25 protein-coding genes are annotated in these 24,130 nt (G+C 36.5%); 24 read left to right on the top strand and 1 reads right to left on the bottom strand.

The window, feature by feature from the left end; all coding sequences use genetic code 11:
* Window positions 1–47: 47 nt before the first annotated feature.
* The 13 genes from hisC to NSS97_RS08090 all read left to right on the top strand — a co-directional run bounded on the left by hisC (window position 48) and on the right by NSS97_RS08090 (window position 11,600).
* A complete protein-coding gene (gene hisC, locus NSS97_RS08030) occupies window positions 48–1,160 on the top strand; it encodes a histidinol-phosphate transaminase (RefSeq protein ID WP_002188988.1) in 1,113 nt (370 codons plus the stop codon).
* Window positions 1,161–1,317: 157 nt separating this feature from the next.
* Window positions 1,318–2,592, top strand: coding sequence for a 3-phosphoshikimate 1-carboxyvinyltransferase (gene aroA / locus NSS97_RS08035; protein ID WP_002086617.1), 1,275 nt, complete (start codon window positions 1,318–1,320; stop codon window positions 2,590–2,592).
* Window positions 2,593–2,699: 107 nt separating this feature from the next.
* Window positions 2,700–3,962, top strand: coding sequence for a tetratricopeptide repeat protein (locus tag NSS97_RS08040; RefSeq protein ID WP_341112111.1), 1,263 nt, complete (start codon window positions 2,700–2,702; stop codon window positions 3,960–3,962).
* A 73-nt stretch (window positions 3,963–4,035) separates the two neighbouring features.
* The gene (locus NSS97_RS08045; protein WP_002086615.1) at window positions 4,036–4,572 is read left to right on the top strand and encodes a ReoY family proteolytic degradation factor; all 537 of its coding nucleotides are present in this window, start codon (window positions 4,036–4,038) and stop codon (window positions 4,570–4,572) included.
* 153 nt (window positions 4,573–4,725) lie between these two features.
* The gene (locus tag NSS97_RS08050) at window positions 4,726–5,181 is read left to right on the top strand and encodes a YpiF family protein (RefSeq protein WP_060751479.1); all 456 of its coding nucleotides are present in this window, start codon (window positions 4,726–4,728) and stop codon (window positions 5,179–5,181) included.
* A 144-nt stretch (window positions 5,182–5,325) separates the two neighbouring features.
* Window positions 5,326–5,838: a menaquinol-cytochrome c reductase iron-sulfur subunit gene (qcrA, locus tag NSS97_RS08055; RefSeq protein WP_002011835.1), complete on the top strand. Its 513-nt coding sequence runs from the start codon at window positions 5,326–5,328 to the stop codon at window positions 5,836–5,838.
* A complete protein-coding gene (gene qcrB, locus NSS97_RS08060; protein WP_000932700.1) occupies window positions 5,839–6,513 on the top strand; it encodes a menaquinol-cytochrome c reductase cytochrome b subunit in 675 nt (224 codons plus the stop codon).
* 43 nt (window positions 6,514–6,556) lie between these two features.
* Window positions 6,557–7,324, top strand: a complete 768-nt coding sequence (qcrC, locus tag NSS97_RS08065) for a menaquinol-cytochrome c reductase cytochrome b/c subunit (protein ID WP_002011836.1) — start codon at window positions 6,557–6,559, stop codon at window positions 7,322–7,324.
* A gap of 510 nt (window positions 7,325–7,834) precedes the next feature.
* Window positions 7,835–8,425: a DUF1405 domain-containing protein gene (locus tag NSS97_RS08070; RefSeq protein WP_002086612.1), complete on the top strand. Its 591-nt coding sequence runs from the start codon at window positions 7,835–7,837 to the stop codon at window positions 8,423–8,425.
* 25 nt (window positions 8,426–8,450) lie between these two features.
* Window positions 8,451–9,137 carry a lipoprotein intramolecular transacylase Lit gene (lit, locus tag NSS97_RS08075; RefSeq protein ID WP_002064533.1) on the top strand — a complete coding sequence of 229 codons (687 nt, stop codon included), beginning with the start codon at window positions 8,451–8,453 and terminating at the stop codon, window positions 9,135–9,137.
* Window positions 9,138–9,244: 107 nt separating this feature from the next.
* Window positions 9,245–10,030 carry a sporulation protein YpjB gene (ypjB, locus tag NSS97_RS08080; RefSeq protein ID WP_002141040.1) on the top strand — a complete coding sequence of 262 codons (786 nt, stop codon included), beginning with the start codon at window positions 9,245–9,247 and terminating at the stop codon, window positions 10,028–10,030.
* 105 nt (window positions 10,031–10,135) lie between these two features.
* Entirely contained in the window at window positions 10,136–10,816 is a 681-nt protein-coding gene (locus NSS97_RS08085; protein WP_002086606.1) for a zinc metallopeptidase, read from the top strand.
* 133 nt (window positions 10,817–10,949) lie between these two features.
* Complete coding sequence (locus NSS97_RS08090; protein ID WP_131929264.1) at window positions 10,950–11,600, top strand: uracil-DNA glycosylase; 651 nt, start codon at window positions 10,950–10,952, stop codon at window positions 11,598–11,600.
* A gap of 28 nt (window positions 11,601–11,628) precedes the next feature.
* On the opposite strand, the gene NSS97_RS08095 is transcribed toward NSS97_RS08090, so the two are convergent.
* Window positions 11,629–12,510: a YitT family protein gene (locus NSS97_RS08095; protein WP_002011845.1), complete on the bottom strand. Its 882-nt coding sequence runs from the start codon at window positions 12,508–12,510 to the stop codon at window positions 11,629–11,631.
* 505 nt (window positions 12,511–13,015) lie between these two features.
* Here NSS97_RS08095 and NSS97_RS08100 point away from each other — a divergent pair.
* The 11 genes from NSS97_RS08100 (at window position 13,016) to dinG (ending at window position 23,929) form a co-directional block, all read left to right on the top strand.
* On the top strand, window positions 13,016–13,360 hold the full coding sequence (locus NSS97_RS08100) for a nucleotide pyrophosphohydrolase (RefSeq protein ID WP_002011846.1): 345 nt from the start codon (window positions 13,016–13,018) through the stop codon (window positions 13,358–13,360).
* On the top strand, window positions 13,357–14,157 hold the full coding sequence (gene dapB, locus NSS97_RS08105; RefSeq protein ID WP_002126457.1) for a dihydrodipicolinate reductase: 801 nt from the start codon (window positions 13,357–13,359) through the stop codon (window positions 14,155–14,157). The genes NSS97_RS08100 and dapB overlap by 4 nt, the downstream gene beginning before the upstream one ends.
* A gap of 15 nt (window positions 14,158–14,172) precedes the next feature.
* Window positions 14,173–14,568, top strand: a complete 396-nt coding sequence (mgsA, locus tag NSS97_RS08110; protein ID WP_000684753.1) for a methylglyoxal synthase — start codon at window positions 14,173–14,175, stop codon at window positions 14,566–14,568.
* A gap of 11 nt (window positions 14,569–14,579) precedes the next feature.
* A complete protein-coding gene (gene bshB1 / locus NSS97_RS08115) occupies window positions 14,580–15,284 on the top strand; it encodes a bacillithiol biosynthesis deacetylase BshB1 (RefSeq protein WP_002086598.1) in 705 nt (234 codons plus the stop codon).
* Window positions 15,281–16,426: an N-acetyl-alpha-D-glucosaminyl L-malate synthase BshA gene (gene bshA / locus NSS97_RS08120; protein ID WP_107886936.1), complete on the top strand. Its 1,146-nt coding sequence runs from the start codon at window positions 15,281–15,283 to the stop codon at window positions 16,424–16,426. The genes bshB1 and bshA overlap by 4 nt, the downstream gene beginning before the upstream one ends.
* Window positions 16,413–17,606, top strand: a complete 1,194-nt coding sequence (locus NSS97_RS08125) for a CCA tRNA nucleotidyltransferase (RefSeq protein WP_002086595.1) — start codon at window positions 16,413–16,415, stop codon at window positions 17,604–17,606. The genes bshA and NSS97_RS08125 overlap by 14 nt, the downstream gene beginning before the upstream one ends.
* Entirely contained in the window at window positions 17,591–18,571 is a 981-nt protein-coding gene (locus NSS97_RS08130) for a biotin--[acetyl-CoA-carboxylase] ligase (RefSeq protein ID WP_002086594.1), read from the top strand. Before NSS97_RS08125 ends, NSS97_RS08130 begins: the two co-directional genes overlap by 16 nt.
* A gap of 342 nt (window positions 18,572–18,913) precedes the next feature.
* A complete protein-coding gene (panB, locus tag NSS97_RS08135) occupies window positions 18,914–19,750 on the top strand; it encodes a 3-methyl-2-oxobutanoate hydroxymethyltransferase (protein ID WP_002011854.1) in 837 nt (278 codons plus the stop codon).
* Window positions 19,750–20,598 (top strand): pantoate--beta-alanine ligase, encoded by an 849-nt coding sequence (gene panC, locus NSS97_RS08140; protein ID WP_002086591.1) that lies wholly within the window; start codon window positions 19,750–19,752, stop codon window positions 20,596–20,598. The genes panB and panC overlap by 1 nt, the downstream gene beginning before the upstream one ends.
* Before the next feature lie 12 nt (window positions 20,599–20,610).
* Entirely contained in the window at window positions 20,611–20,994 is a 384-nt protein-coding gene (gene panD, locus NSS97_RS08145) for an aspartate 1-decarboxylase (protein ID WP_000490176.1), read from the top strand.
* 130 nt (window positions 20,995–21,124) lie between these two features.
* Window positions 21,125–23,929: an ATP-dependent DNA helicase DinG gene (dinG, locus tag NSS97_RS08150; protein ID WP_107886935.1), complete on the top strand. Its 2,805-nt coding sequence runs from the start codon at window positions 21,125–21,127 to the stop codon at window positions 23,927–23,929.
* The last annotated feature ends 201 nt before the right edge of the window (window positions 23,930–24,130 follow it).

Below are 24,130 nucleotides of genomic sequence, written 5' to 3' on the forward strand. Positions count from 1 at the left end.
ATGACAGTAAGACATTATAAATCATATCAATGACTGGGGGAAGAAAAGTGAGAGTAAAAGAGCAATTGTTAACTTTGAGAGCATATGTACCTGGGAAAAATATTGAGGAAGTAAAAAGAGAATACGGATTGTCAAAAATTGTAAAATTAGCATCGAATGAAAATCCGTTTGGCTGCTCTGCGCGTGTGACAGAAGCATTAACTTCGTTAGCTAATCAATATGCACTCTATCCGGACGGGGCGGCATTTGAGCTTCGTGAGAAAGTAGCAGAGCATTTAGGTGTAAAAGCGGAACAACTTTTATTTGGTAGTGGGCTAGATGAAGTCATTCAAATGATTAGTCGTGCTTTGCTACATAATGGAACAAATGTTGTAATGGCGAACCCTACGTTCTCGCAATACCATCACCATGCTGTTATTGAAGGAGCAGAAGTTCGTGAAGTACCACTTAAAGATGGCATTCACGATTTAGATGCAATGTTACAACAAGTAGATGAGAAAACGAAGATTGTATGGGTTTGTAATCCGAATAATCCGACAGGTACATATGTAGAAAAACAAAAATTACTTTCATTTTTAGAATCAGTTCCAAAGTCAGCGCTCGTTATTATGGATGAAGCATATTATGAATATGCTGGGGCAGAAGATTATCCGCAAACATTACCTCTTCTTGAAAAGTACGAAAATCTTATGGTGCTACGCACATTCTCAAAAGCATATGGATTAGCTGCTTTTCGTATTGGATATGCGATTGGTGATGCAAAGCTTATTGGGCAGCTAGAGGTAGCAAGACTACCATTTAACACATCAACTATCGCCCAAGCGGTAGCATTAGCGGCAATAGAGGATCAACAGTTTTTACAAGAGTGTGTGAAGAAAAATGCCGGAGGATTAAATCAATATTATGCATTTTGTAAGGAATATAACGTATTCTACTATCCATCTCAAACGAATTTCATTTTCTTGAAACTTGGTATACCTGGTAATGAAGCTTTCGAACGATTAATGAAAAAAGGATATATCGTTCGTTCTGGTGCAGCATTTGGTATGCATGATGGTATTCGTATTACTGTTGGATTAAAAGAAGAAAATGATGAGATTATTGAATTACTTACGGAACTTGTAAAAGAACAAGTGAAGAAAGAAGAAACGTATTCTTAAGAAATGGTGGAGGCTCCTGTTACAGGAGCCTTTTTCATTTGAACTGCAATAAGGGGAGTTGTTTGCACGTTCAAGAAAGAAAACGTTACAATAGAAGTAGACGTATAAGAAGAACTATTGTACATATAACTTATTTAAAATGTGAGGAGGATACAGTTTGAAACTAGTAGGACGAAAAAATAGTTTGAATGGGAAAATTGTTGTTCCAGGTGATAAATCTATTTCGCATCGCTCTGTTATGTTTGGAGCGATAGCGGAAGGGACGACGAAAGTATCAAATTTTTTATTAGGAGAAGATTGTTTAAGTACAATTGCATGTTTTCAAAAACTAGGTGTCCAGATTGAACAGTTTGGTAACGATGTCACGATTTACGGTAAAGGATTACATAATTTACAAGAACCGAAAGAAGTATTAGATGTGGGGAATTCAGGGACGACTATTCGTCTTATGCTTGGGATTTTAGCAAATACGCCGTTCCATAGTACGATAATTGGTGATGCATCAATTGGAAAACGTCCTATGAAACGTGTTACAGACCCGCTTAGTAAGATGAATGCTCAAATTGATGGTAGAGAAAACGGACAATATACACCTTTATCTATTCGCGGTGGTAAGGTAAAAGGTATGCATTACCATTCACCAGTAGCAAGCGCACAAGTGAAGTCAGCAGTTTTACTTGCGGGTTTGCAAGGGGAAGGGATTACTACGGTAACAGAGCCTATGCAATCTCGTGATCATACGGAAAGAATGTTGCGTGCATTCGGTTGTACCGTAGATGTTAATGGACGGACTGTTTCATTACAAGGTGGACAACAACTTAAAGGTGCAGACATAGAAGTTCCAGGAGATATTTCTTCGGCGGCATTTTTCTTAGTAGCTGGTGCAATTGTCCAAAATAGTAAGCTTGTATTGGAAAACGTTGGTTTAAATCCGACGAGAACAGGGGTTTTAGATGTATTAACAAAGATGGGTGCACTTATTTCTATCGATCATATTAGAAATGAAGAGTTTGAACCGTGCGGGGATATTACGATTGAAACATCTAAACTAAAAGGAATAGAAATTGGTGGAACTCTTATTCCAAGATTAATTGATGAAATTCCTGTAATTGCTTTATTAGCAACGCAGGCAGAAGGAATTACTGTTATTAAAAACGCTGAGGAGTTAAAAGTAAAAGAAACAAATCGTATCGATACGGTTGTAGATGAATTAGGCAAATTAGGTGCGAAGATTGAAGCTACACCAGATGGTATGATTATATATGGTAAACAAAGTTTAAAAGGAAATACTGTTAATAGTCACGGCGATCATCGTATTGGGATGATGCTTGCAATCGCATCGTGTATTATAGATGGAGAAGTGAAAATAGAGAATAGTGATGCGGTCGCTGTATCGTATCCGGAATTTTTCGAACAATTAGCTGCGCTATAAGGGAAAGTATAGGAAGAGGTAGCTCACTCAAAAGGTTGCGTTCTTACACCTAGTTGCTTATGATAAATGAACAGAAGAGAATATTTTTTGAATTAAAGGAGACGTTTATGCAAAAGTTTGAACAGGCTGTTTCTTATATTGAAAACGGTGAAGCAGAAAAAGGATTACAATTATTAAAAGAACAACTACGAGTTGCTAATGATGAAGAGAAGTATGATATCGCTCGTTACTATCATACACTTGGGTTTATGGATGAGGCGTTAGCAATTACTGAAGACTTACGCTTGCTATATCCGGAAGAAAGTGAATTTACGGTATTTTTAGCAGAATTATATATTGATTTAGATAAAGAAGATGAAGCGATTGAAGTGCTTCATGATATTCCAGAAATCGATGATTTATATGTTCAATCGTTATTACTTGTAGCGGATTTATTCCAAATGCAAGGTTTTGATGATGTAGCAGAACAAAAACTATTAAAGGCGAAAGAAATGATGCCAGACGAACCTGTTATTACGTTTGGGTTAGCAGAATTATATAGTAGTAAAGGTGAAGAGCAAAAGGCAATCACTTATTATGAATCGTTACTAGCAGAACATAAAGTTATGGGTGGTGTTGTCATTGCGCTTCGTCTAGCAGAAACTTTAAGTGCTATTGGAAACTGGGAAGAGGCAATCTCTTACTATGAAGCGGGGTTAGAAGAGCAAAAAGATATTCACTCATTATTTGGATATGCCTTCACATTATACCAAGGAGAAGAATATCAAAGAGCAATTGGTGCTTGGCAAGAATTAAAAGAATTAGATCCTGAATACGCATCGTTATACATGTATTTAGCGAAAAGCTATGAAAAAGAAGGCATGCTTCAAGAAAGCTATGAAACACTTCAAGAAGGAATTAAAGTAGATGAGCTGTCTGTTCCTTTCTATGTAGAATTAGCGAATATTGCGGCGAAATTAGGTAAAATAGCGGAGGCAGAAGAAGTGCTTCAAAAAGCGCTGGAGCTAGATCCGGGACATTTAGGTGCGATATTAAAATATGCGTATATTTTAAAAGAACAAGAGAAATACGAAGAGCTAATTGCAGTTGTAGAGCGTGCAATTGACAGTGGAGAACCAGATACACAACTACTTTGGGATCTTGCATTTGCAAAAAAACAATTAGAAATGTATTCGGATGCATTAAAACACTATGAAAGTGCATATACTTCTTTTAAGAATCATCCAGATTTCTTGGAAGAGTACGGTTATTTCTTATTAGAAGAAGGAATGCGAAAAGAGGCGAAAGAAGTATTTACGCAGTTAATACAACTAGACCCGACACAAATTCATATTGAAGAATTGTTATATAATTTAGAGGATTTTTCATAAGTTGGAAGGAAACTGAATGCCGCTTCTTGAATCTAAAAAGAAAAGAGAAAGACAGAGGAGGGACTTAATCGCTATGAATACCCCTGTTTCTGTAAACGAGAAGAAGGATTTTGTAAAATGGTTTTTGAATAATTACCAACTGAAACAGCGTGAATGTGTATGGATTTTGAATTATTTAATGAGTCACGATCAATTAATGCATAAAGTCCACTTCGTAGAACATGCAAAATATTGTCCGCGTGGCTTAGTAATGTCAGCAAATTGTGTGAAAGACACACCGTTTCACTTTTTCAAACAAAATGTAATGACAACAGATGCAGAAAAATCGTTTCATGATATTCGTTTGAATCGAGATGAGGATATTTATATTCAGCTTAATTTTAAATCATCGTTCCAAAATGCAAACTATGTAGCTGTATTAGAAGAAAACCCATATTTGCCAAAGCATATTGAAGTGAATGAAAAAGATCGGTTGCTTGCAGAACGATTTTTAGAAGAAAGTGTATTCTCATTTAGAAGAGAACGTCTTTTGAAACAAATTGATGAAGCTTTGGATAAGCAAGATAAGGAAGCATTTCATAGGTTAACAGCAGAGTTAAAAATTTTATAGAATTCATTTTGATTATGTAATCTTTACGAAATTCAGACTTTTTAAGAAAAACTACTTAATAATAGGTAGTTTTTCTTTTTTTACCTCTTTTAGTATGGTTTAATATATATAAAGTGAAAGTTCTGTTATTTCGAATGGAGGAGGGGAGAAAAGGTGAAATGGATTGTAAAAGATGTAGAACAGTTTGAGCAAGCGAGGGAGTATGTAGATACAGGGATTATACCCCTTTTGTCTATTTCGGCAGCAAAAGAAATGAAAATGGTTGTAGAGCAAGGTGAATTTATTGAGGCTTTGAGTATGGAGTTGGAAAGGGAGTATAAAGGAAGAGTGCTTTTACTGCCCGCATTTACGTATTTGGTAGAGAGCCAAAAGAATGAAAAAGACCGTTTGCAAGAATGGACAGATCATTTGCAAAGGCAAGGTTTTAAGCATATTGCCTATGTGACAAGTGACTTTTCATGGAAAGAAGATATGAGAGATGTGCAGGGTGATTTATTTTGGTTTCCATCGTTATCATTAGAGCAATTTAGTGACCAAGCGAAAAGGGAAGTTATTCGTGCACACATAAAAAATATTATGGAAATGTTGGAAGAAAGATGGATAAAATAATAATAAACAGAAAGTTCTTATTATTATGAGTAGTATGATATTGACCTATACAAGAGGGTATTATATCATGATAGTGTCCTAGTTTTTATTTTTTATATAATTTTTTCACGAGGGGACAATTTCTGATAGAGGGGGGAAATTTTCGTGAGCGAGAAAGAACATCGTGTGTCAAGAAGACAGTTTTTAAATTACACACTTACAGGGGTAGGAGGCTTTATGGCGGCGGGTATTTTAATGCCGATGACGAGGTTTGCGCTTGATCCGGTGTTAAGAAAAGAAGCGGGAACAGATATGGTTGCTGTTGGACAAGTAAAGGATATTACAACAGAGCCGAAGCGCTTCGATTTTAAGGTGAAGCAGGTTGACGGGTGGTACAAGTCTGAAGAGCCAAAATCTGCTTGGGTGCATAAAGATGAAAGTGGAGAAATTGTTGCGTTTTCGCCAGTATGTAAACATTTAGGTTGCACAGTGAACTGGAATTCGGACAAAGCACATCCTAATCAATTCTTTTGCCCGTGTCACGGGGGACGTTACACAAAAGATGGGATGAACATTAAAGGCACACCGCCTCTTGCTCCGCTTGATGTGTACGAGTCTAAAGTGAAAGATGGAACGCTGTATTTAGGAAAAGCGAAGCCAAGAGGGGGTGCAAAGTAGATGCTAAATAAAATTTATGATTGGGTGGACGAACGTTTAGATATTACACCGATATGGCGTGATATCGCTGATCATGAAGTACCTGAGCATGTTAACCCGGCACATCACTTTTCTGCATTCGTCTATTGCTTTGGAGGACTTACCTTTTTCGTTACAGTAATTCAAATTTTGTCCGGAATGTTTTTGACGATGTATTATGTGCCGGATATTAAAAATGCTTGGGAGTCGGTTTATTATTTACAAAATGAAGTAGCTTACGGGCAAATTGTTCGTGGTATGCATCACTGGGGTGCTAGTCTCGTAATTGTAATGATGTTTTTACATACACTCAGAGTTTTCTTCCAAGGTGCGTATAAAAAGCCTCGTGAGTTAAACTGGATTGTTGGTGTTCTTATTTTCTTTGTTATGTTAGGTCTTGGTTTTACCGGATATTTATTACCGTGGGATATGAAAGCGTTATTTGCTACGAAAGTAGGGATTCAAATTGCAGAGCAAACGCCGCTCATTGGTCCTTATATTAAAACATTACTCGCTGGTCATTCCGAAATCGTTGGCGCTCAAACATTAACTCGCTTCTTTGCTATTCACGTCTTCTTCTTACCAGCAGCACTTCTAGGTTTAATGGCCTTCCACTTCATCATGATTCGCAAACAAGGTATTTCCGGTCCGCTATAAGAGATTGCTAAATTAAAGGGGAAAGAACAAAAGGAGGGAGATTATGCATCGCGGCAAAGGGATGAAGTTTGTAGGAGATTCTCGGGTACCAGTAGCCCGGAAACCAAATATTCCAAAAGATTATTCTGAATATCCAGGGAAAACAGAAGCGTTTTGGCCGAATTTCTTGTTAAAAGAATGGATGGTTGGTGCAGTTTTTTTAGTCGGTTATTTATGTTTAACAGTGGCGCATCCGTCACCGCTTGAGAGAATGGCGGATCCTACAGATGCAGGATATATACCACTTCCAGATTGGTATTTCTTATTCTTGTATCAGTTATTAAAGTATTCGTATGCTTCAGGCTCATTTACTGTAATTGGTGCGTTTATTATGCCGGGGATTGCGTTTGGAGCGTTACTATTAGCTCCGTTTCTAGATCGAGGCCCAGAAAGAGCACCATTGAAGCGTCCTGTAGCAACGGGGTTTATGCTTTTAGCAATTGCATCGATTATTTTTTTAACTTGGGAATCTGTAGCACACCACGATTGGGAAGCTGCAAAAAAACAAGGAGCAATTGTAAAAACAGCACCAGTTGATAAAAATGATGACGGCTACAAGTTGATGCAAAAAAATACTTGTTTAACATGTCATGGTGACAATTTACAGGGCGGAGCGGCAGCACCGGCTTTGCAAAACTTAACTTTAAAACCAGAAGAAATCGCTAAAATTGCGAAAGATGGAAAAGGTTCAATGCCTAAAGGTGTATTTAAAGGTACAGATGAGGAACTGAAAAAGCTTTCGGAATTCGTTGCAAAGTATAATAAAAAATAATAGAAAAGCTGACTACAAAATCTGTGGTCAGCTTTTTATTTTGCGTGCCCAGCGAAGCTGGGCACTGTTTGATGGTGAAAGGTTTAAATAGAATTCTACAAGGATTCAAAATTATTATAGCCTATCTTCAATTGGACAGAAGTGGCTCGGTAAAATAGATTGGTACGTCTTAGAACGGCTTAACCTTTTCTGGATAAGAAAAGAAATGTTCGAAAGAAACATGGTCGTATCAAGGACTTGATGAAGAAAATAACATACACACTCGTGAAAGTAGGAAGCTAGAACAAACTGAAAGCTAAAGAAGGAAGAGCATCGGAAAGCCGTATGAGGGAAAACCTCACGTACGGTTTGATAAGGGGAAGCTGAAACAGAAAAGGGATAGCAAAGCCATCCCTAAAGAAAATTTAATCTGTTTCAGTTTTCTACTCTACGATGACGGAAAGTTTGCTATATAATAGAGTAGAGTTCGATGAAAGAATTACTTTGTTTGAAAGGTGTTGGACATACAGATTGGCTTACTTGTATGCAATGTTAAGGCAACGTTCGGTACTATTATTTTTATTGGTTGTTAACATATTAGGTACAATTTACGGATTCATATGGTATGGAAATCAATTAAAAGAAACCTCACCTATATTTTGGCCGTTTGTACCAGATAGCCCTATGGCGACTCTCTTTTTTGTCTTTGTTTTAATTGCTTTTTTGATGAAGAAGAACTGGGGGTTAATAGAAGCGCTAGCGATAGTTACTTTAATAAAATATGGTGTTTGGGCTGTTGTTGTAAATGCAATTATGATTTATGTAAAAGGCCCTATTGGCCTTATGGGATATATGTTAATGTTATCTCATTTTGCGATGGCAGTGCAGGGAATGTTATATGCTCCGTTTTATCGGATAAAAAAATGGCACTTCACTGTAGCTGGCATATGGACATTACATAATGATGCAATTGATTATTTATTTTGGCAAATGCCGAGATATGGGATTATGCATTTATTTGTAGAGAAAATTGGTTATTTTACGTTTTGGTTAAGTATTGCTGTACTGTGTATTACATATTATTATTGCTTACGTGAGAACCGAAAACAGTTTTCTTTATGATGGTGAGGACATTTAGGGGGAGAAAATGAAGAAAAATAAGAGCGGTATAAACATATTGGATCGATTGATCACTTTAGTAGTTTCCTATAGCATAGCATTTTCTGTTTTCGCTCTCGCGACAACGGTAGTTGTATATGGAAAATGGTTGTATTATTTTGAAATTGATTTTTTAAATATTCCAGATTTAGCGGATATGACGAAAGATGAAATTAAGAGAAACTATGATGTGCTTATTACATATTTATCGCCGTTTTATGAAGGTGCATTACAATTGCCGACATTAGATATGTCCACAAATGGACGCATTCATTTTGTAGATGTTAAAAATATTTTAGTAAAGATTCAATATATAATGTATGGAACGATTGTAATTGCTGTATTAGGAGGAGCGTATTTATTAAAAAAGAAAAAAGAAAAGTTTTTACTTCACGGAGCGATTCTTACAATTATTTTTCCAATAGCTCTTACGTTACCAATCGCTATTAATTTTGAAAAGAGTTTCGTATTATTTCATAAGCTTTTATTTAGCAATGATTATTGGATGTTTGATATTGAAACAGATCCGGTTATTTTAATGTTACCGGAAGAATTCTTTATGCATGCTGCATGTATTATTTTATTATTGATTTTAGGTGGTAGCATGCTTTGTTACGGTGTGTATAAATATTTAGTGAAAAAGAAAAGGGTTTCAAAGAAAAAATTCTCTGTTTAAAGAGAATTTTTTTGTTTTCATAGAGATAATATATTTTTTGGTTTTGTTCTGTTCTATTCTTGTCCAATTCCACATATTTTGTACTAGTAGTTATAGGGGGGACCGGGATGAAGAGAACATTAATTGGACTGATAGCATTTCTAATTATAATGTTTCCAGTACGTATATATGCTGAAGAGTGGAGTGAACTAACTGGATTGCTAGATGACTCTTTGCAGTTAGTGAAGAAAAAAGAAGATGAAAAGGCAATACAAGTACTGTACCATTTCTCAGAGCAATTTCTATCAAAGGAGAATGAAAATAATTCAAAAGTAACTCCGGGACAAATTAGAGTCGTTTCTTTAGCATACGATAAGGCGAAACAATCTCTCGCGGAAGATTCAGATAGGCAAGTTAAAGTGGATAATATGTTAGCGTTACAACTTGCTGTTGATGCACAAGTATCTAAATATCAGCCACTTTGGATGGAAAGAGAAAGAAAGATAATGAATGCTTTTTCTCAAGTAGAAAAGGCGATGGAAAAAGAAGATGATGGACAGTTCCAACAGACGCTAAATACATTTTTAAATGAATTTAATATTATTTATCCTAGTTTAATGATTGCTCTGCCAGAAAACGAAGCGCAGCGTGTAAATGCACATTTATCTTATTTGGATGAATTTCGTAACGTTATGTTAAAAACGAAAGGTGGACAAATGCAACTAGGGATTATTAAAGGTGATTTGCAAAAAATATTTCATACAGTAAAAAAAGATGAGATTGCTCCCTCTCTCATTTGGTTTATGACAATTACTGGAGGACTTATTTTGTTCACTTTAACGTATGTTGGATGGAGAAAGTATAAAGGGGAGAGAGAGAAGCGGAGAAGCAACTTGCATTCTAAAGATAGATAATACGCATAAATAAAGATACGGATTGTAAGGTTTATTTATTGACAACGGTGGAAGAAAAAAATAGAATGAGAAGTACTATAATTAAAACTTCAATGGAGGTTTATGATGTTTTATTTAATTTACTTCGCGATCATTTTGATCATACCGTTGTATGCACAGTCAAAAGTACGTAGTGCCTATAGCAAGTATTCACAAGTTTATTCAACATCAGGTATGACAGGAGCGGAAGTGGCTCGAAAAATTTTAGATGAAAATGGATTGTACAATGTAGCCGTAGAAGAAACACCAGGTCATTTGTCAGATCATTATGACCCGCGTGTAAAGACGGTTAGATTATCGACAGATAACTATTATGGTCATTCAGTTGCTGGTACAGCTGTAGCAGCACATGAAGTAGGACACGCAATTCAAGATGCGAAAGATTATAACTTTATGCGTGTACGCCATTCGTTAGTGCCAGTTGCTAATTTTGGTTCAAACATGTCATGGGTTTTTGTCCTAATTGGTGTATTTGCACAAATGTCTGGTTTGTTGTTACTAGGAATTATTTTAATGGCAGCAGGTGTTATTTTCCAACTTGTTACATTACCAGTTGAGTTTGATGCATCAAAACGCGCAATGCAACAAATTGAAGCACTTGGTATCGTATCAACAGATGAGTACGGTCAAGCTCGTAAAGTATTAAATGCGGCAGCATTAACATATGTAGCAGCAGCTGCTGTAGCAGTATTTGAATTATTACGTCTCGTATTAATTTATACTGGTATGCAGCGTAGCGACGATTAAAGACTATCAATTTTGATAGTCTTTTTTTGTTTTGTGGATTGAATCTTATAATATGTTACAAATGGAAATAATAGAGAGAATATGGGGTGTAGAACTAGTTAAAATAAAGATAAGCATGGAATGATGAAAGAAGGTGACGGACATAGAATATCCATATTATTTAGTTCAACAAGTGAAGGAGCGTAGTGCTACATACCAATTAGAAGGTTTTTTAAGTGGACAGGGCCCTAAAAATCCAAAATTAATGCTTGTTGGAGAAGCACCTGGTGAAACAGAAATTCATAATGGGATTCCATTTAGTGGGAGAGCGGGAAAACATTTAATGGGATTTTTAGAACGTATTCACGTTACAAGGGAAGAAGTATATATTACGAGTGCGGTCCGAAGTAGACCTTATAAATGGAGAGAGAAAAGGGAACGAAATGGCGAAATAATACAGAAGAAGTACAATAGAACACCGAATCAAGGTGAGATACTTGCCCATGCACCTTTGCTAGATTATGAACTGGAATTTATACAGCAGCCGGTTATTGTCACACTTGGTAATATTGCATTACAGCGTTTAGTTGGTAAAAATAATAAAATTACGGATGTTCATGGGGAATTGTTAAAGCAACCTGTGCAGCGATTGAAAGATAGCAGCAGTACAGAATTTATTTGGTCAGAAAAAGAATATCATATTTTTCCGACCTTTCATCCAGCTTCTATTTTCTATAATCGGAGTTTGTTGGAGCTTATTTATGAGGATTTGGAGAAACTTAAAAGATTTATAATAAAAAACTAGAAAAGCTACAGAGCTTTTCTAGCTGAATTTAATTATGTAACGGTTTTTTATTTTCATCTAATGTAAATCCTTCACCAACAACATCGTGTACATCACTTACAGCGACAAAGGCATGTGGATCTACTGAAATAATGATATTTTTTAATTTTACGATTTCATTTTTAGCAACAACACAATATAGTACATTACGTTCTATTTTTGTATAGGATCCAACTGCTTTTAAAAAGGTTGCTCCGCGCTCCATTTCTGATAAAATTTTTGAAGCAATTTCATCGTTTTTATCAGAAATAATAGTTGCTCCTTTTGCTGCATAAGCACCTTCTTGCATGAAATCAATAACCTTAGCCCCGATAAAAACAGCAACTAACGTATACATGCCCTCGCGATATGATAAATATGTAAGAATAGAGATAATGATAACGACCGCATCAAACATAAACATCGTTTTTCCCATACTCCAGCCAACATATTTGTGAGCTAGCCTTGCGATAATATCAACACCGCCAGTAGTCCCGCCGTATTTGAATATAATTCCAAGTCCTATGCCGATAAATGCCCCAGCGAATAAAGCAGCCAGTGTCATATCATTTTGCAAGTTTAAATGTAAGTTGAGAACCTCGTAGCGCTGAAACACCCAAAGGAATAAAGAGACGCTAAATGTACCGATTAATGTGTATAAAAATGTTGTTCGGCCGAGTAATTTCCAGCCAATGAAAAATAGAGGGACGTTTAAAATTAAGTTTGTATAGGAAGGATCAAGTGAAAATTTAAAATATAATAATAGCGTAATGCCGGTAAATCCACCCTCTGCAAGATGATTTTCAATATTAATATTCACAATACCGAAAGAAAAAATAGCGGAACCGATTAAAATAAAAATGATATTTCGAATCTTCAAATTTGATGTCATTTAGAAATCCCCCTAATTATGTAATGATTGCATTGCTCCTCTTAAACGATAGAACATAATAATAAGTTATTTCTAGTTGATAGTAAAAATAGAGAATGGTATAAGAGCTTAATTAGTTCAGCCTGATATTGTGCGGAAAAAATGCAAAAGAAAGTTTCACTTTATCCCGTCCCAACGGCTGGTAGAGGGAAAAGCGAAGAAGAAAAGGTCGAACCAGCCGCAGGGACCCGATTGGTTCAGGTTGATTTTTTGCAAAAATCACGAAAAAGAAGTTTCACTTTACCCTCTAACGGCTGGTAGAGGGTAAAACAGTGAAGAAAGGTCGAACCAGCCGTAAGAGCCCGATTGGTTCAGGATGATTTTTTGTAAAAATCACGCAAAAGAAGTTTCACTTTATTATAGTCTATCCTAAAAAGAGTCGTAAATAGTGATATGAGGGAATAATATTTGTCAAATCGCGATGAATTGGCTAACATGAAAGAGGAAGGAATAAGAGGTGACTAGTATGGAAGCAAAAACGATGAAAGATATGCAGAAAGAAGTAGATGCATATATCGGTCAATTTAAAGAAGGTTATTTTAGTCCGCTTGCAATGATGGCTCGTTTAACTGAAGAAATGGGAGAGCTTGCAAGAGAGGTTAATCATTATTATGGTGAGAAACCAAAGAAAACGACTGAGAAAGAACGAAGTGTTGAGGAAGAGCTTGGAGATGTTTTATTTGTTATGATTTGTATGGCAAATAGTTTAAATATTGATTTAGAAACAGCGCATAACATTGTAATGAATAAATTTAATACACGTGATAAAGATCGTTGGACACGTATTGATGAGGGAGAGAAAGACGCATGAAAGAAATTAAAGTAATTATCGCTGGACCACGAGGACGCATGGGATATGAAGCAGTCCTTCTTATGGAAAGAACAGCGCATTTCAATTTAGTAGCAGCAATTGATTATAAGCATGGCGGAGAAAAAATTTCTGATTTACCGGGAATGCCAGCGCTAGATGCACCTATTTACGCGGATTTACATACTTGTTTAGATGAAGTAGAAGCAGATGTATTGTTAGATTTAACAACACCAGAAATTGGAAAGAAACATGTGACACTTGCAGTTGAACGTGGACTTCGATCAGTTATTGGTACAACTGGATTTACTGAAGAAGAACTAAAGCAATTAACAGAAAATGCAAAAGAAAAAGAAGTAGGAACAATCATTGCTCCAAACTTTGCGATTGGTGCAGTTCTTATGATGAAGTTCTCTCAAATGGCAGCGAAGTACTTCCAAGATGTTGAAGTAATTGAATTACACCATGATCAAAAATTAGACGCACCATCTGGTACAGCTGTAAAAACAGTAGAATTAATCCGTCAAAATCGTGTGCCAAAAGAGCAAGGGCACCCTAATGAAACGGAACAATTAGAAGGGGCACGTGGTGCAAATGTAGACGGTATTCACATTCATAGCGTACGTCTACCAGGGCTTATTGCACACCAAGAAGTAATGTTCGGCGGAGATGGACAAATGTTAACAGTTCGTCATGATTCATTCAACCGTGCATCATTTATGTCAGGTGTAAAACTATCAATTGAAACAGTAATGAACCTTGATCATCTTGTGTACGGTTTAGAAAATATTATCGACTAAAGGGGGAGACAACGGATGAAAATTGCCTTAATCGCACATGACAAAAAGAAAGATGATATGGTTTCGTTCGCATACGCATATAAACCAATTTTTGAAAAACATGAACTTTTTGCAACAGGAACGACAGGACTTCGTATTATGGAGGCAACTGGTTTAGTTGTAACAAGATATCAATCCGGTCCTCTTGGTGGAGATCAAGAAATTGGTGCAATGATTGCAAAAAATGAGATGGATATGGTGATTTTTTTCCGGGATCCACTAACAGCCCAGCCGCATGAACCAGATGTTAATGCGTTACTTCGTTTATGTGATGTATACGCCATCCCATTAGCAACAAATATGGCAAGTGCTGAAATGCTAATGCATGCATTAGAGCGGGGAGATTTAGATTACCGAAAGTTAAGAAAATGAGGGGAACAATTATGAGTGGATTACATATATTAGCGTTTGGTGCTCATGCCGATGATGTTGAAATCGGCATGGCAGGTACCATTGCAAAGTATACGAAGCAAGGATATGAAGTAGGCATTTGCGATTTAACAGAAGCTGATCTTTCTTCAAATGGAACGGTAGAACTAAGAAAAGAAGAAGCAAAGGCTGCAGCTCGTATTATGGGAGTAAAAACGAGAATTAATTTAGCAATGCCAGACCGTGGTTTGTATATGAAAGAAGAATATATACGTGAAATTGTAAAGATTATTCGTACATATAAACCAGCACTAATTTTCGCACCATATTACGAAGATCGTCATCCAGACCATGCTAATTGCGCGAAACTTGTGGAAGAAGCTATCTTTTCAGCGGGAATTCGTAAATATATGCCTGAACTTCCGCCGCACCGTGTAGAGTCTTTTTATAATTATATGATTAATGGTTTTCATAAACCGAATTTTTGTATAGATATTAGTGAATACCTTTCTAAAAAGGTGGAAGCGTTAGAAGCGTATGAAAGTCAGTTTTCAACAGGGAGTGATGGTGTTAAGACGCCATTAACCGAAGGATACGTTGAAACTGTAATCGCTCGGGAGAAGATGTTTGGGAAAGAAGTTGGAGTGCTGTATGCCGAAGGATTTATGAGTAAGAAACCGGTTTTATTACATGCTGATTTAATAGGGGGATGTAAATGAAATTGAAAATAGGTATTACATGTTATCCTTCTGTAGGTGGTTCTGGGGTTGTTGGGACAGAGTTAGGAAAGCAATTGGCGGAACGCGGGCATGAAATTCATTTTATTACATCGGGTGTACCATTTCGGTTGAATAAAGTGTACCCGAACATTTATTTTCACGAAGTAACAGTAAATCAATATTCTGTTTTTCAATATCCACCTTACGATTTAGCATTAGCGAGTAAAATGGCAGAGGTTGCTCAAAGAGAAAACCTTGATATTTTACATGTGCATTATGCAATCCCTCATGCTATTTGTGCATATTTAGCAAAACAAATGATTGGGGAGCGTATTAAAATTGTTACGACCTTACATGGAACGGATATTACTGTGTTAGGTTCCGACCCTTCGTTAAATAATTTAATTCGCTTTGGTATTGAACAATCTGATGTTGTTACAGCTGTGTCACATTCGTTAATTGAAGAAACAAATGAACTTGTAAAACCAGATAAAGAAATTGAGACGGTATACAATTTTGTAGATGAACGTGTTTATTTCAAACGTGGTATGTCTCAATTAAAAAAAGAATATGGTATACGAGAAAATGAAAAAGTGTTGATTCATATTTCAAATTTCCGAAAGGTTAAGCGTGTACAGGATGTTGTGCAGTCATTTGCCAAAATTGTAAAGGAAGTAGATGCGAAATTGCTTCTTGTTGGTGATGGACCAGAGTTCTGTACTATTTTACAATTGGTGAAAAGTTTACATATTGAGGAACGTGTCTTATTCCTAGGAAAGCAAGATAATGTTGCAGAGCTTCTTGCGATGAGTGATTTAATGCTACTTTTATCAGAAAAGGAAAGTTTTGGTCTTGTTATATTAGAGGCGATGGCGTGTGGTGTGCCTAGTATCGGAACGAGGGTTGGGGGCATTCCAGAGGTCATTCAACATGGTGAAACAGGATATATATGTGAAGTTGGAGATACAGACGGAATAGCTAAGCAAGCAATTCAGCTACTAGAAAATGAAGAACTTCACCGTAATATGGGAGAGCGAGCGATGAAATCTGTATATGAGCAGTTTCGTTCGGAAAAAATCGTTTCACAGTATGAGGCGATTTATTATGACATACTAAGGGATGACAAGAATGGAAAGATTTAAAAAAGCTAGTTCAATTATTGAGATGTTAAAACAGCACGGACATGAGGCTTACTTCGTTGGTGGAAGTGTACGCGATCTTATTATCGATAGACCGATTGGAGATATCGATATCGCAACATCTGCTTTACCAGAAGAAGTAATGGCTATTTTCCCAAGACATGTTCCGGTTGGTCTTGAGCATGGAACTGTAATTGTTGTAGAAAATGGTGAACCGTATGAGGTAACTACTTTTCGAACAGAAAGCGAATATGAAGATTTTCGAAGACCTAGTAGTGTTCAATTTGTCCGTTCATTAGAAGAGGATTTAAAACGACGTGATTTCACGATGAATGCAATTGCAATGACAGAGGAAGGCGAAATGGTTGATTTATTTGCTGGGAAAGAAGCGATTCGTCTGAAGGAAATTACAACGGTTGGAGATGCTGCAGACCGTTTTCAAGAAGATGCACTGCGAATGATGCGTGGTATTCGGTTCGTAAGTACGTTAGGTTTCTCTTTGGAAATAAAGACGAAACAAGCAATTGAAACGTATGGGCATTTGCTCGAACATATAGCGATTGAAAGAATTACAGTTGAATTTGAAAAATTGTTGACCGGTACATATTGTGTGAATGGTCTTCAAGAGTTAGTAGAAACTAAGCTATTTTCTCATCTGCCATATTTGCAAATGTCAGAAGAAAGACTCTTGAAAGCTACGCAGTATAAATGGGATTCTTTCGAAACAGACGTTGAGGCGTGGGCATTTTTCTTATATTGTATCGGCGAAGAGCATCCATCTGTCTTTTTGCGTCAATGGAAGTTCTCGAATAAAAAGATTAAAGATATCGTAGCGGTTTTATTAGCAATTCGTTCTAGAAAGGAGAAGGAGTGGGATACAATCCTTCTTTATAAAACTGGGATTCGCATCGCTGAGATGGCGGAAAGAGTATATGAAGCGATAATAGAAAGCTATAATAGTGCGTCTGTTAAGCAAGTACAATCATTATTTCATGCATTGCCGATAAAAAATCGTCAAGAAATGAATGTGACTGGTAATGATTTATTAAGCTGGACAGATAAAAAGCCAGGTCCGTGGGTTGCCGAAATGCTTCAAAATATTGAAGAAGCAATCGTACAAGGAGATTTAGTTAATAAGAAAGAGGATATAAGGGAGTGGCTACAAAGATGCAATCTACTATAAGAAAGCAGTTATTACAAGTTTTTTCTGAAGCAGATGGTGCATTTGTATCTGGTCAAATACTTAGTGACAAACTTGGTTGTTCGAGAACCGCTGTATGGAAGCATATGGAGGACCTTCGTAATGAAGGATATGAACTAGAAGCTGTACGCCGCTTAGGGTACCGAATTGCTAGTAAACCAGATAAAGTAACTGCGAATGAGATTCAATTAGGATTACAAACAGAGCGTATCGGGAGAACGGTTTATTTTGAAGAATCGGTTGAGTCTACTCAGCATATTGCAGCGAGACTTGCTTATGAAGGCGCAGAAGAGGGAACAATTGTCGTTGCTGAAGAACAAACAGCAGGTAGAGGACGTTTAAGTAGAAAATGGTATTCCCCAAAAGGAACAGGAATTTGGATGAGTATTATTTTGCGTCCCTCGATTCCAGTTCATCATGCACCACAGCTTACTTTATTAGCAGCTGTTAGCGTAGCGCAAGCAATTGAAAAATGTACCGGTGTAAACGTAGGGATTAAATGGCCGAATGATATTTTAATTCAAGGTAAAAAAGCTGTCGGTATATTAACGGAGATGCAAGCTGATCCAGATAAAATTAATGCTGTTATTATGGGAATTGGCATTAATGCAAATCAGAAACAAGAACATTTTGATGAGGAAATTCAGCAAATTGCAACTTCATTAGCAATTGAATCGGGTAAGCCGATTGTTCGTGCGGAACTTATGCAACAAATTTTCTTGCAACTAGAGAAATTGTATGAAGAGTATTTAAAAAATGGCTTCTCTGTTATTAAAATTCTTTGGGAAAGTTACGCAGTAAGTATCGGAAAAGAAATTACAGCTCGAACGATGAAGGAAACTATTAATGGGCTAGCAAAAGGAATTACGGAGGATGGTGTATTGTTACTTGAGGATCATCAAGGACAAGTGCACCACATTCATTCTGCTGATATAGAAATTAAGTAAAAGAAGTTCCTATTTTGGAGCTTCTTTTTGTCATTTAGATACTAATAAATTTCACATACCGTAATAGGGATAAAAAATTATTTTTTCGAAAAAATGTAGCAATTCCTTTTCAGAGTTTGCTATAATTAGTTCGAATATGGGCAGTATCAAAGCGAACTGCACCATTATTTTACGCAGTATGAAAAAATAATAATTTGGATTCTGCCTTGATCCAATAATGGACTGGGACAGAGGGATGAATAATGCCGACTAACACACAACCCTTCTGCCCTTTTATGGCCAGAGGGGTTTTTTATATGATTTCGGCCATCTCCTCTCTCCTGCATAAAGGAGGAGTAGTTTTTGAAAACAAAAACAGATTTTTTGAAAATGAAAGAGCAAGGTGAGCCGATTACAATGCTAACGGCGTATGATTATCCATCTGCTAAATTAGCAGAAGAAGCTAAAGTCGATATGATTTTAGTGGGTGATTCTCTAGGAATGGTTGTACTTGGGTATGATTCAACAGTTCCAGTAACAGTAGAGGATATGATTCATCATACGAAAGCTGTACGCCGCGGAGCGAAAGAGACGTTTATTGTAACTGATATGCCATTTATGTCTTATCATGTCTCATTGCAAGATACGATGATTAATGCACGTCGCATTGTTCAAGAGAGCGGGGCACATGCATTAAAGGTAGAAGGTGCTGGAGAAGTTATATCAACTATTCACTACTTAACGAATGCGGGAATTCCCGTTGTGGCGCATTTAGGTTTAACTCCTCAATCTGTAGGAGTGCTAGGTGGGTATAAAGTACAAGGGAAAGATGCTGAAAGTGCAAAAAAATTAATAGAAGATGCAAAGAAATGTGAGGAAGCTGGTGCGATAGCACTTGTGCTAGAATGTGTGCCAATGCAATTAGCAGAACTTATTTCAGAGCAGTTAACAATTCCTACAATCGGAATTGGAGCAGGACAAAAAGTAGATGGGCAAGTTCTTGTATACCACGATCTTATCTCGTACGGCGTAAATCGTGTTCCGAAATTTGTGAAGCAATATACGTCTGTTCAAGAGGAGATTGTGCGAGGGATTTCGCAATACGTTACTGAAGTAAAGACAGGGCAATTTCCTGAAGAAAAACATTCATTTACAATGAAAGAGGAAGAGTGCTTAGCGTTATACGGAGGAAAACAATAATGAAAATCATAACTACAGTGCAAGAGATGCAGCAAATTACAAACGAACTGCATGCAAGTGGAAAAAGTATCGGTTTTGTTCCAACGATGGGGTATTTACACGAAGGGCATGCTACGTTACTACGTAAGGCAAGGGAAGAAAATGAAATTGTAGTTTTAAGTGTATTTGTAAATCCACTACAATTTGGACCAAATGAAGATTTAGATCGATACCCACGTGATATTGATAGAGATGAAAATGTAGCAAAAGAAAATGGTGTTGATTATTTATTTTATCCGAGTGTAGAAGAGATGTATCCAGCAGAACAAACGACAACAGTAGAAGTTGTGAAGCGTACCGACGTATTATGTGGCAAACAAAGACCTGGTCATTTCGCTGGTGTTGCGACTGTACTAATGAAACTATTTAATATTACATTGCCAACGCGTGCTTATTTCGGTATGAAAGATGCACAGCAAGTAGCTGTAATTGAAGGATTCGTAACTGATTTTAATATTCCCGTTACGATCGTACCAGTTGATATTGTAAGGGAAGAAGATGGATTAGCGAAAAGTTCTCGTAATGTGTATTTATCACTAGAAGAACGTGAAGAGGCTCCTCATTTATACGGCAGTCTATGTATAGCGAAAGAACGAATTGAGGCAGGCGAACGTAATCCGGAAATCATTATGAATCTTGTGAAAGAGCATATTGAGAAGTATACGAAAGGCACTGTAGATTATGCTGATTTATATGCATATCCTTCATTAAAAGCAATAAATAAAATTGAAGGAAGAATCATTTTAGCGATTGCAGTTAAGTTTGAAAATGTACGATTAATTGACAATATAACATTAATGGGGAAATAAGGGGGAGCATCTATGTTTCGCACAATGATGAGAGCGAAGTTACATCGTGCAACTGTAACAGAAGCAAATTTAAATTATGTAGGTAGTATTACAATTGATGAAGATTTAATGGATGCGGTAAATATTGTAGAAAATGAAAAAGTACAAATTGTAAATAACAACAATGGAGCTCGCTTAGAGACATATGTTATTAAAGGAGAGCGCGGTAGCGGTGTTGTGTGTTTAAATGGTGCAGCTGCAAGGCTTGTACAACCGGGGGATAAAGTTATTATTATTTGCTATGGTTTAGTGGCAGAAGAAAATATTCATAAACAAGAGCCGAAAATTGCAGTATTAGACGATGATAATCAAATTATTGAAATGTTAGGTGCTGAAAAAGCTGGCACGATATTATAAGTAGGAAGGCTATCTCTAATTAATGAGATAGCTTTTTTGTGCATCTTTTCATTAAGATGAGGTAAAACGTGGTATAGTAACATTATATAATTTTTGTGTTTGATAGGTAAGAAATTGAGGTGTTACATATATGAGTAAGCGTTATGTCGTTGTTGATTTAGAGACGACAGGGAACTCCTGGAAGGATGGGAAGGATAAAATCACCCAAATTGCAGCTGTTGTAGTGGAAGATGGAGAGATATTAGAGATTTTTTCATCTTTTATTAATCCGAAGAGAGAGATTCCCCTATTTATTACAGAATTAACTGGGATTGATGAAGATCTTGTAAAACAAGCCCCGTTATTTCGAGATGTAGCCCCGATGATTGTTGAGCTATTACAAGGTGCGGCTTTTGTTGCACATAACGTTCACTTTGATTGGAATTTTTTAAATGAAGAATTAAGGCAGGCTGGATATACAGAAGTACATTGTCCTAAAATTGATACAGTTGAATTGGCGCAAATTCTTTTGCCGACAGCTGATAGTTATAAATTACGTGATTTAGCTAGGCAGCATGAACTAGAGCACGATCAACCACATCGTGCGGATAGTGATGCTCTTGCAACAGCGGAGTTGTTTTTACAATTTTTAAGTGAAATTGAAAAGTTACCACTTGTCACATTACAATCGCTTTATGAATTAAGTGATGTTTTCCAAAGTGATATAGCTGATGTACTTTCTGAAAATATTTTAAAGAAAATGATGCATGGTAAAGAAGAGGCAGAGGAGTGTGAGGTGTATCGAAATATTGCGCTTCGAAAGCGGAATTATTCTTTAAGCCTCAGTGAAACATACTCATCTAAATTTGATGCTTTCTTACATAAGACAATCGATAAACTTGAATTGAATATGCCAAAGTTTGAAAAAAGAGAAAGCCAACAGATTATGATGAAGGAAATATATACAGCGCTAAGAGATTCTAGGTTTTCACTGATTGAAGCAGGAACAGGTACGGGGAAGACGCTTGCATATTTACTTCCAAGTATTTATTTCGCAAAGAAAAAAGAAGAACCTGTCATTATAAGTACACAAACTGTACAATTGCAACAACAAATACTAGAAAAAGAAATTCCTTTATTAAAGAAAATAATGCCATTTTCATTTGAAGTAGCTCTTCTGAAAGGAAGAAAGCATTACCTTTGTCTACACAAATTTGAATATGCTTTGCAAGAGGAAGAGAAAAATTATGATATGGCGCTCACAAAGGCAAAGATTTTAGTGTGGTTATTGCAAACGGAAACTGGCGATCGTGATGAATTGAATATTCCTGAGGGCGGCAAGTTACTTTGGAACCGTATTTGTAGTGATGTACATAGTCCAGGCGGGATGCAAAGCAACTGGTATAGTCGTTGTTTTTATCAAAGAGCAAAGAATAAAGCACTATTTGCAGATATCGTTATTACAAATCATGCGTTATTATTTCAAGATTTTTCAAGTGAAGAACCACTATTTGCTTCATGTGAACATATTATTTTTGATGAAGCTCATCATATCGAGGAAGCGGCGAGTAGAACATTAGGTGAACAGTTCTCATGCATGTATTTTCAATTAGCTTTATCTCGTCTTGGTACGCTAGAAACAGATGATGTACTTTCTAAAGTATATAAAATGATGAAAAAATCAGAGCAAGCATCGCGTTCGACTTTCCGTATGGTGAGTCATAGTTTGAAGGAATTGAAATTTGATGCGGATGAACTATTTCAAATGTTACGGACTTTCGTATTTAAACAAACAAAGCAGGAACAAGGGATGAGCAATATGCCACTCATTTATCGATATAACACGGAAGTAGAGAAAGGTAAGTTATGGGATAGCATTACCGAGTTAACAAATCGATTTGTGTATGATGTAAGAAAGTTATTGACTACACTTGAGAAGCAAGCTGAAATATTGCAAAGTAAATTAGAATGGGAGATGCATGTCGTTACAGGTGAATTTATGCATCTAATTGAGTTGTTGAGAAAGATGGCACAATCTTTACAATTACTCATTTTAGAAAAAAATTCATATGTGACATGGATGGAGACTGAAACGAAGGGAACGATTCATTCAACAGTTCTATATGCGCAGCCTGTTCATATTGGTGAAAGATTTGCTGATGAATTTTTAACCCAGAAAAAGAGTGTTATTTTCACATCAGCAACGTTAACAGTTAATGATTCATTCGACTATATAAAAGAGGAGCTAGGTTTACATGATTTTGCTCCCAATACATTAAAGGTTCCATCACCATTCCGTTTTGAAGAGCAAATGAAATTAATGGTTTCAACGGATGTACCTTTTATTAAGAAAGCAAGTAATGAAGAATATATTGAGTCTATATCGGCACATATTGCGAAAATAGCGAAAGCTACAAAAGGTAGAATGCTCGTTTTATTCACCTCGTATGAAATGTTGAAAGAAGCGTATACGAATTTGAAAAATGATGAGACATTAGAAGGATATTTATTATTAACGCAAAGTGTGAATAATAAGAGCCGAAGTCGTCTAATCCGCAAATTCCAGGAGTTCGACAAATCGATTTTGTTAGGAACAAGTAGTTTTTGGGAAGGGATAGATATACCTGGAGATGCCCTAAGCTGTCTTGTCATTGTCCGTCTGCCTTTTACCCCTCCTCATCAGCCGATGATGGAAGCAAAAGGAGAGTGGTTAAAAAATCAAGGAGAAGACGTATTCGATAAGTTGGCGCTCCCGCAAGCAATCTTGCGTTTCAAACAAGGGTTTGGTCGTCTTATTAGAACAAATACAGATACGGGAACTGTATTTGTATTAGATCGTCGTTTGACAAGTTCTTCCTATGGAAAACGATTTTTACAATCAATCCCAACTGTACCGCTCTATGAAGGACCGTTAGAAGAATTGTTAGTACAGTTAGAAGAATCGTCAAATGAATAAAATTGGAAGAAAAATACGCCTGAAGTACATTTAAACTTCAGGCGTAAAAAATGTGGGTAGGAGGAATTTTATTTTTCTTACTTCTTGTATACAAAATATATTGCTTTTCGATTTGAAACCTTTTTTTGCTGTACATGTCCTGCTATAATAGATGGGTGATGAAGCAGGGGTTGTAAAGAATGTACTCTTATTGTAACCGCA

The sequence above is a fragment of the Bacillus sp. FSL R12-0074 genome, assembly GCF_038005725.1.
Classification (GTDB): Bacteria; Bacillota; Bacilli; order Bacillales; family Bacillaceae_G; genus Bacillus_A; species Bacillus_A mycoides.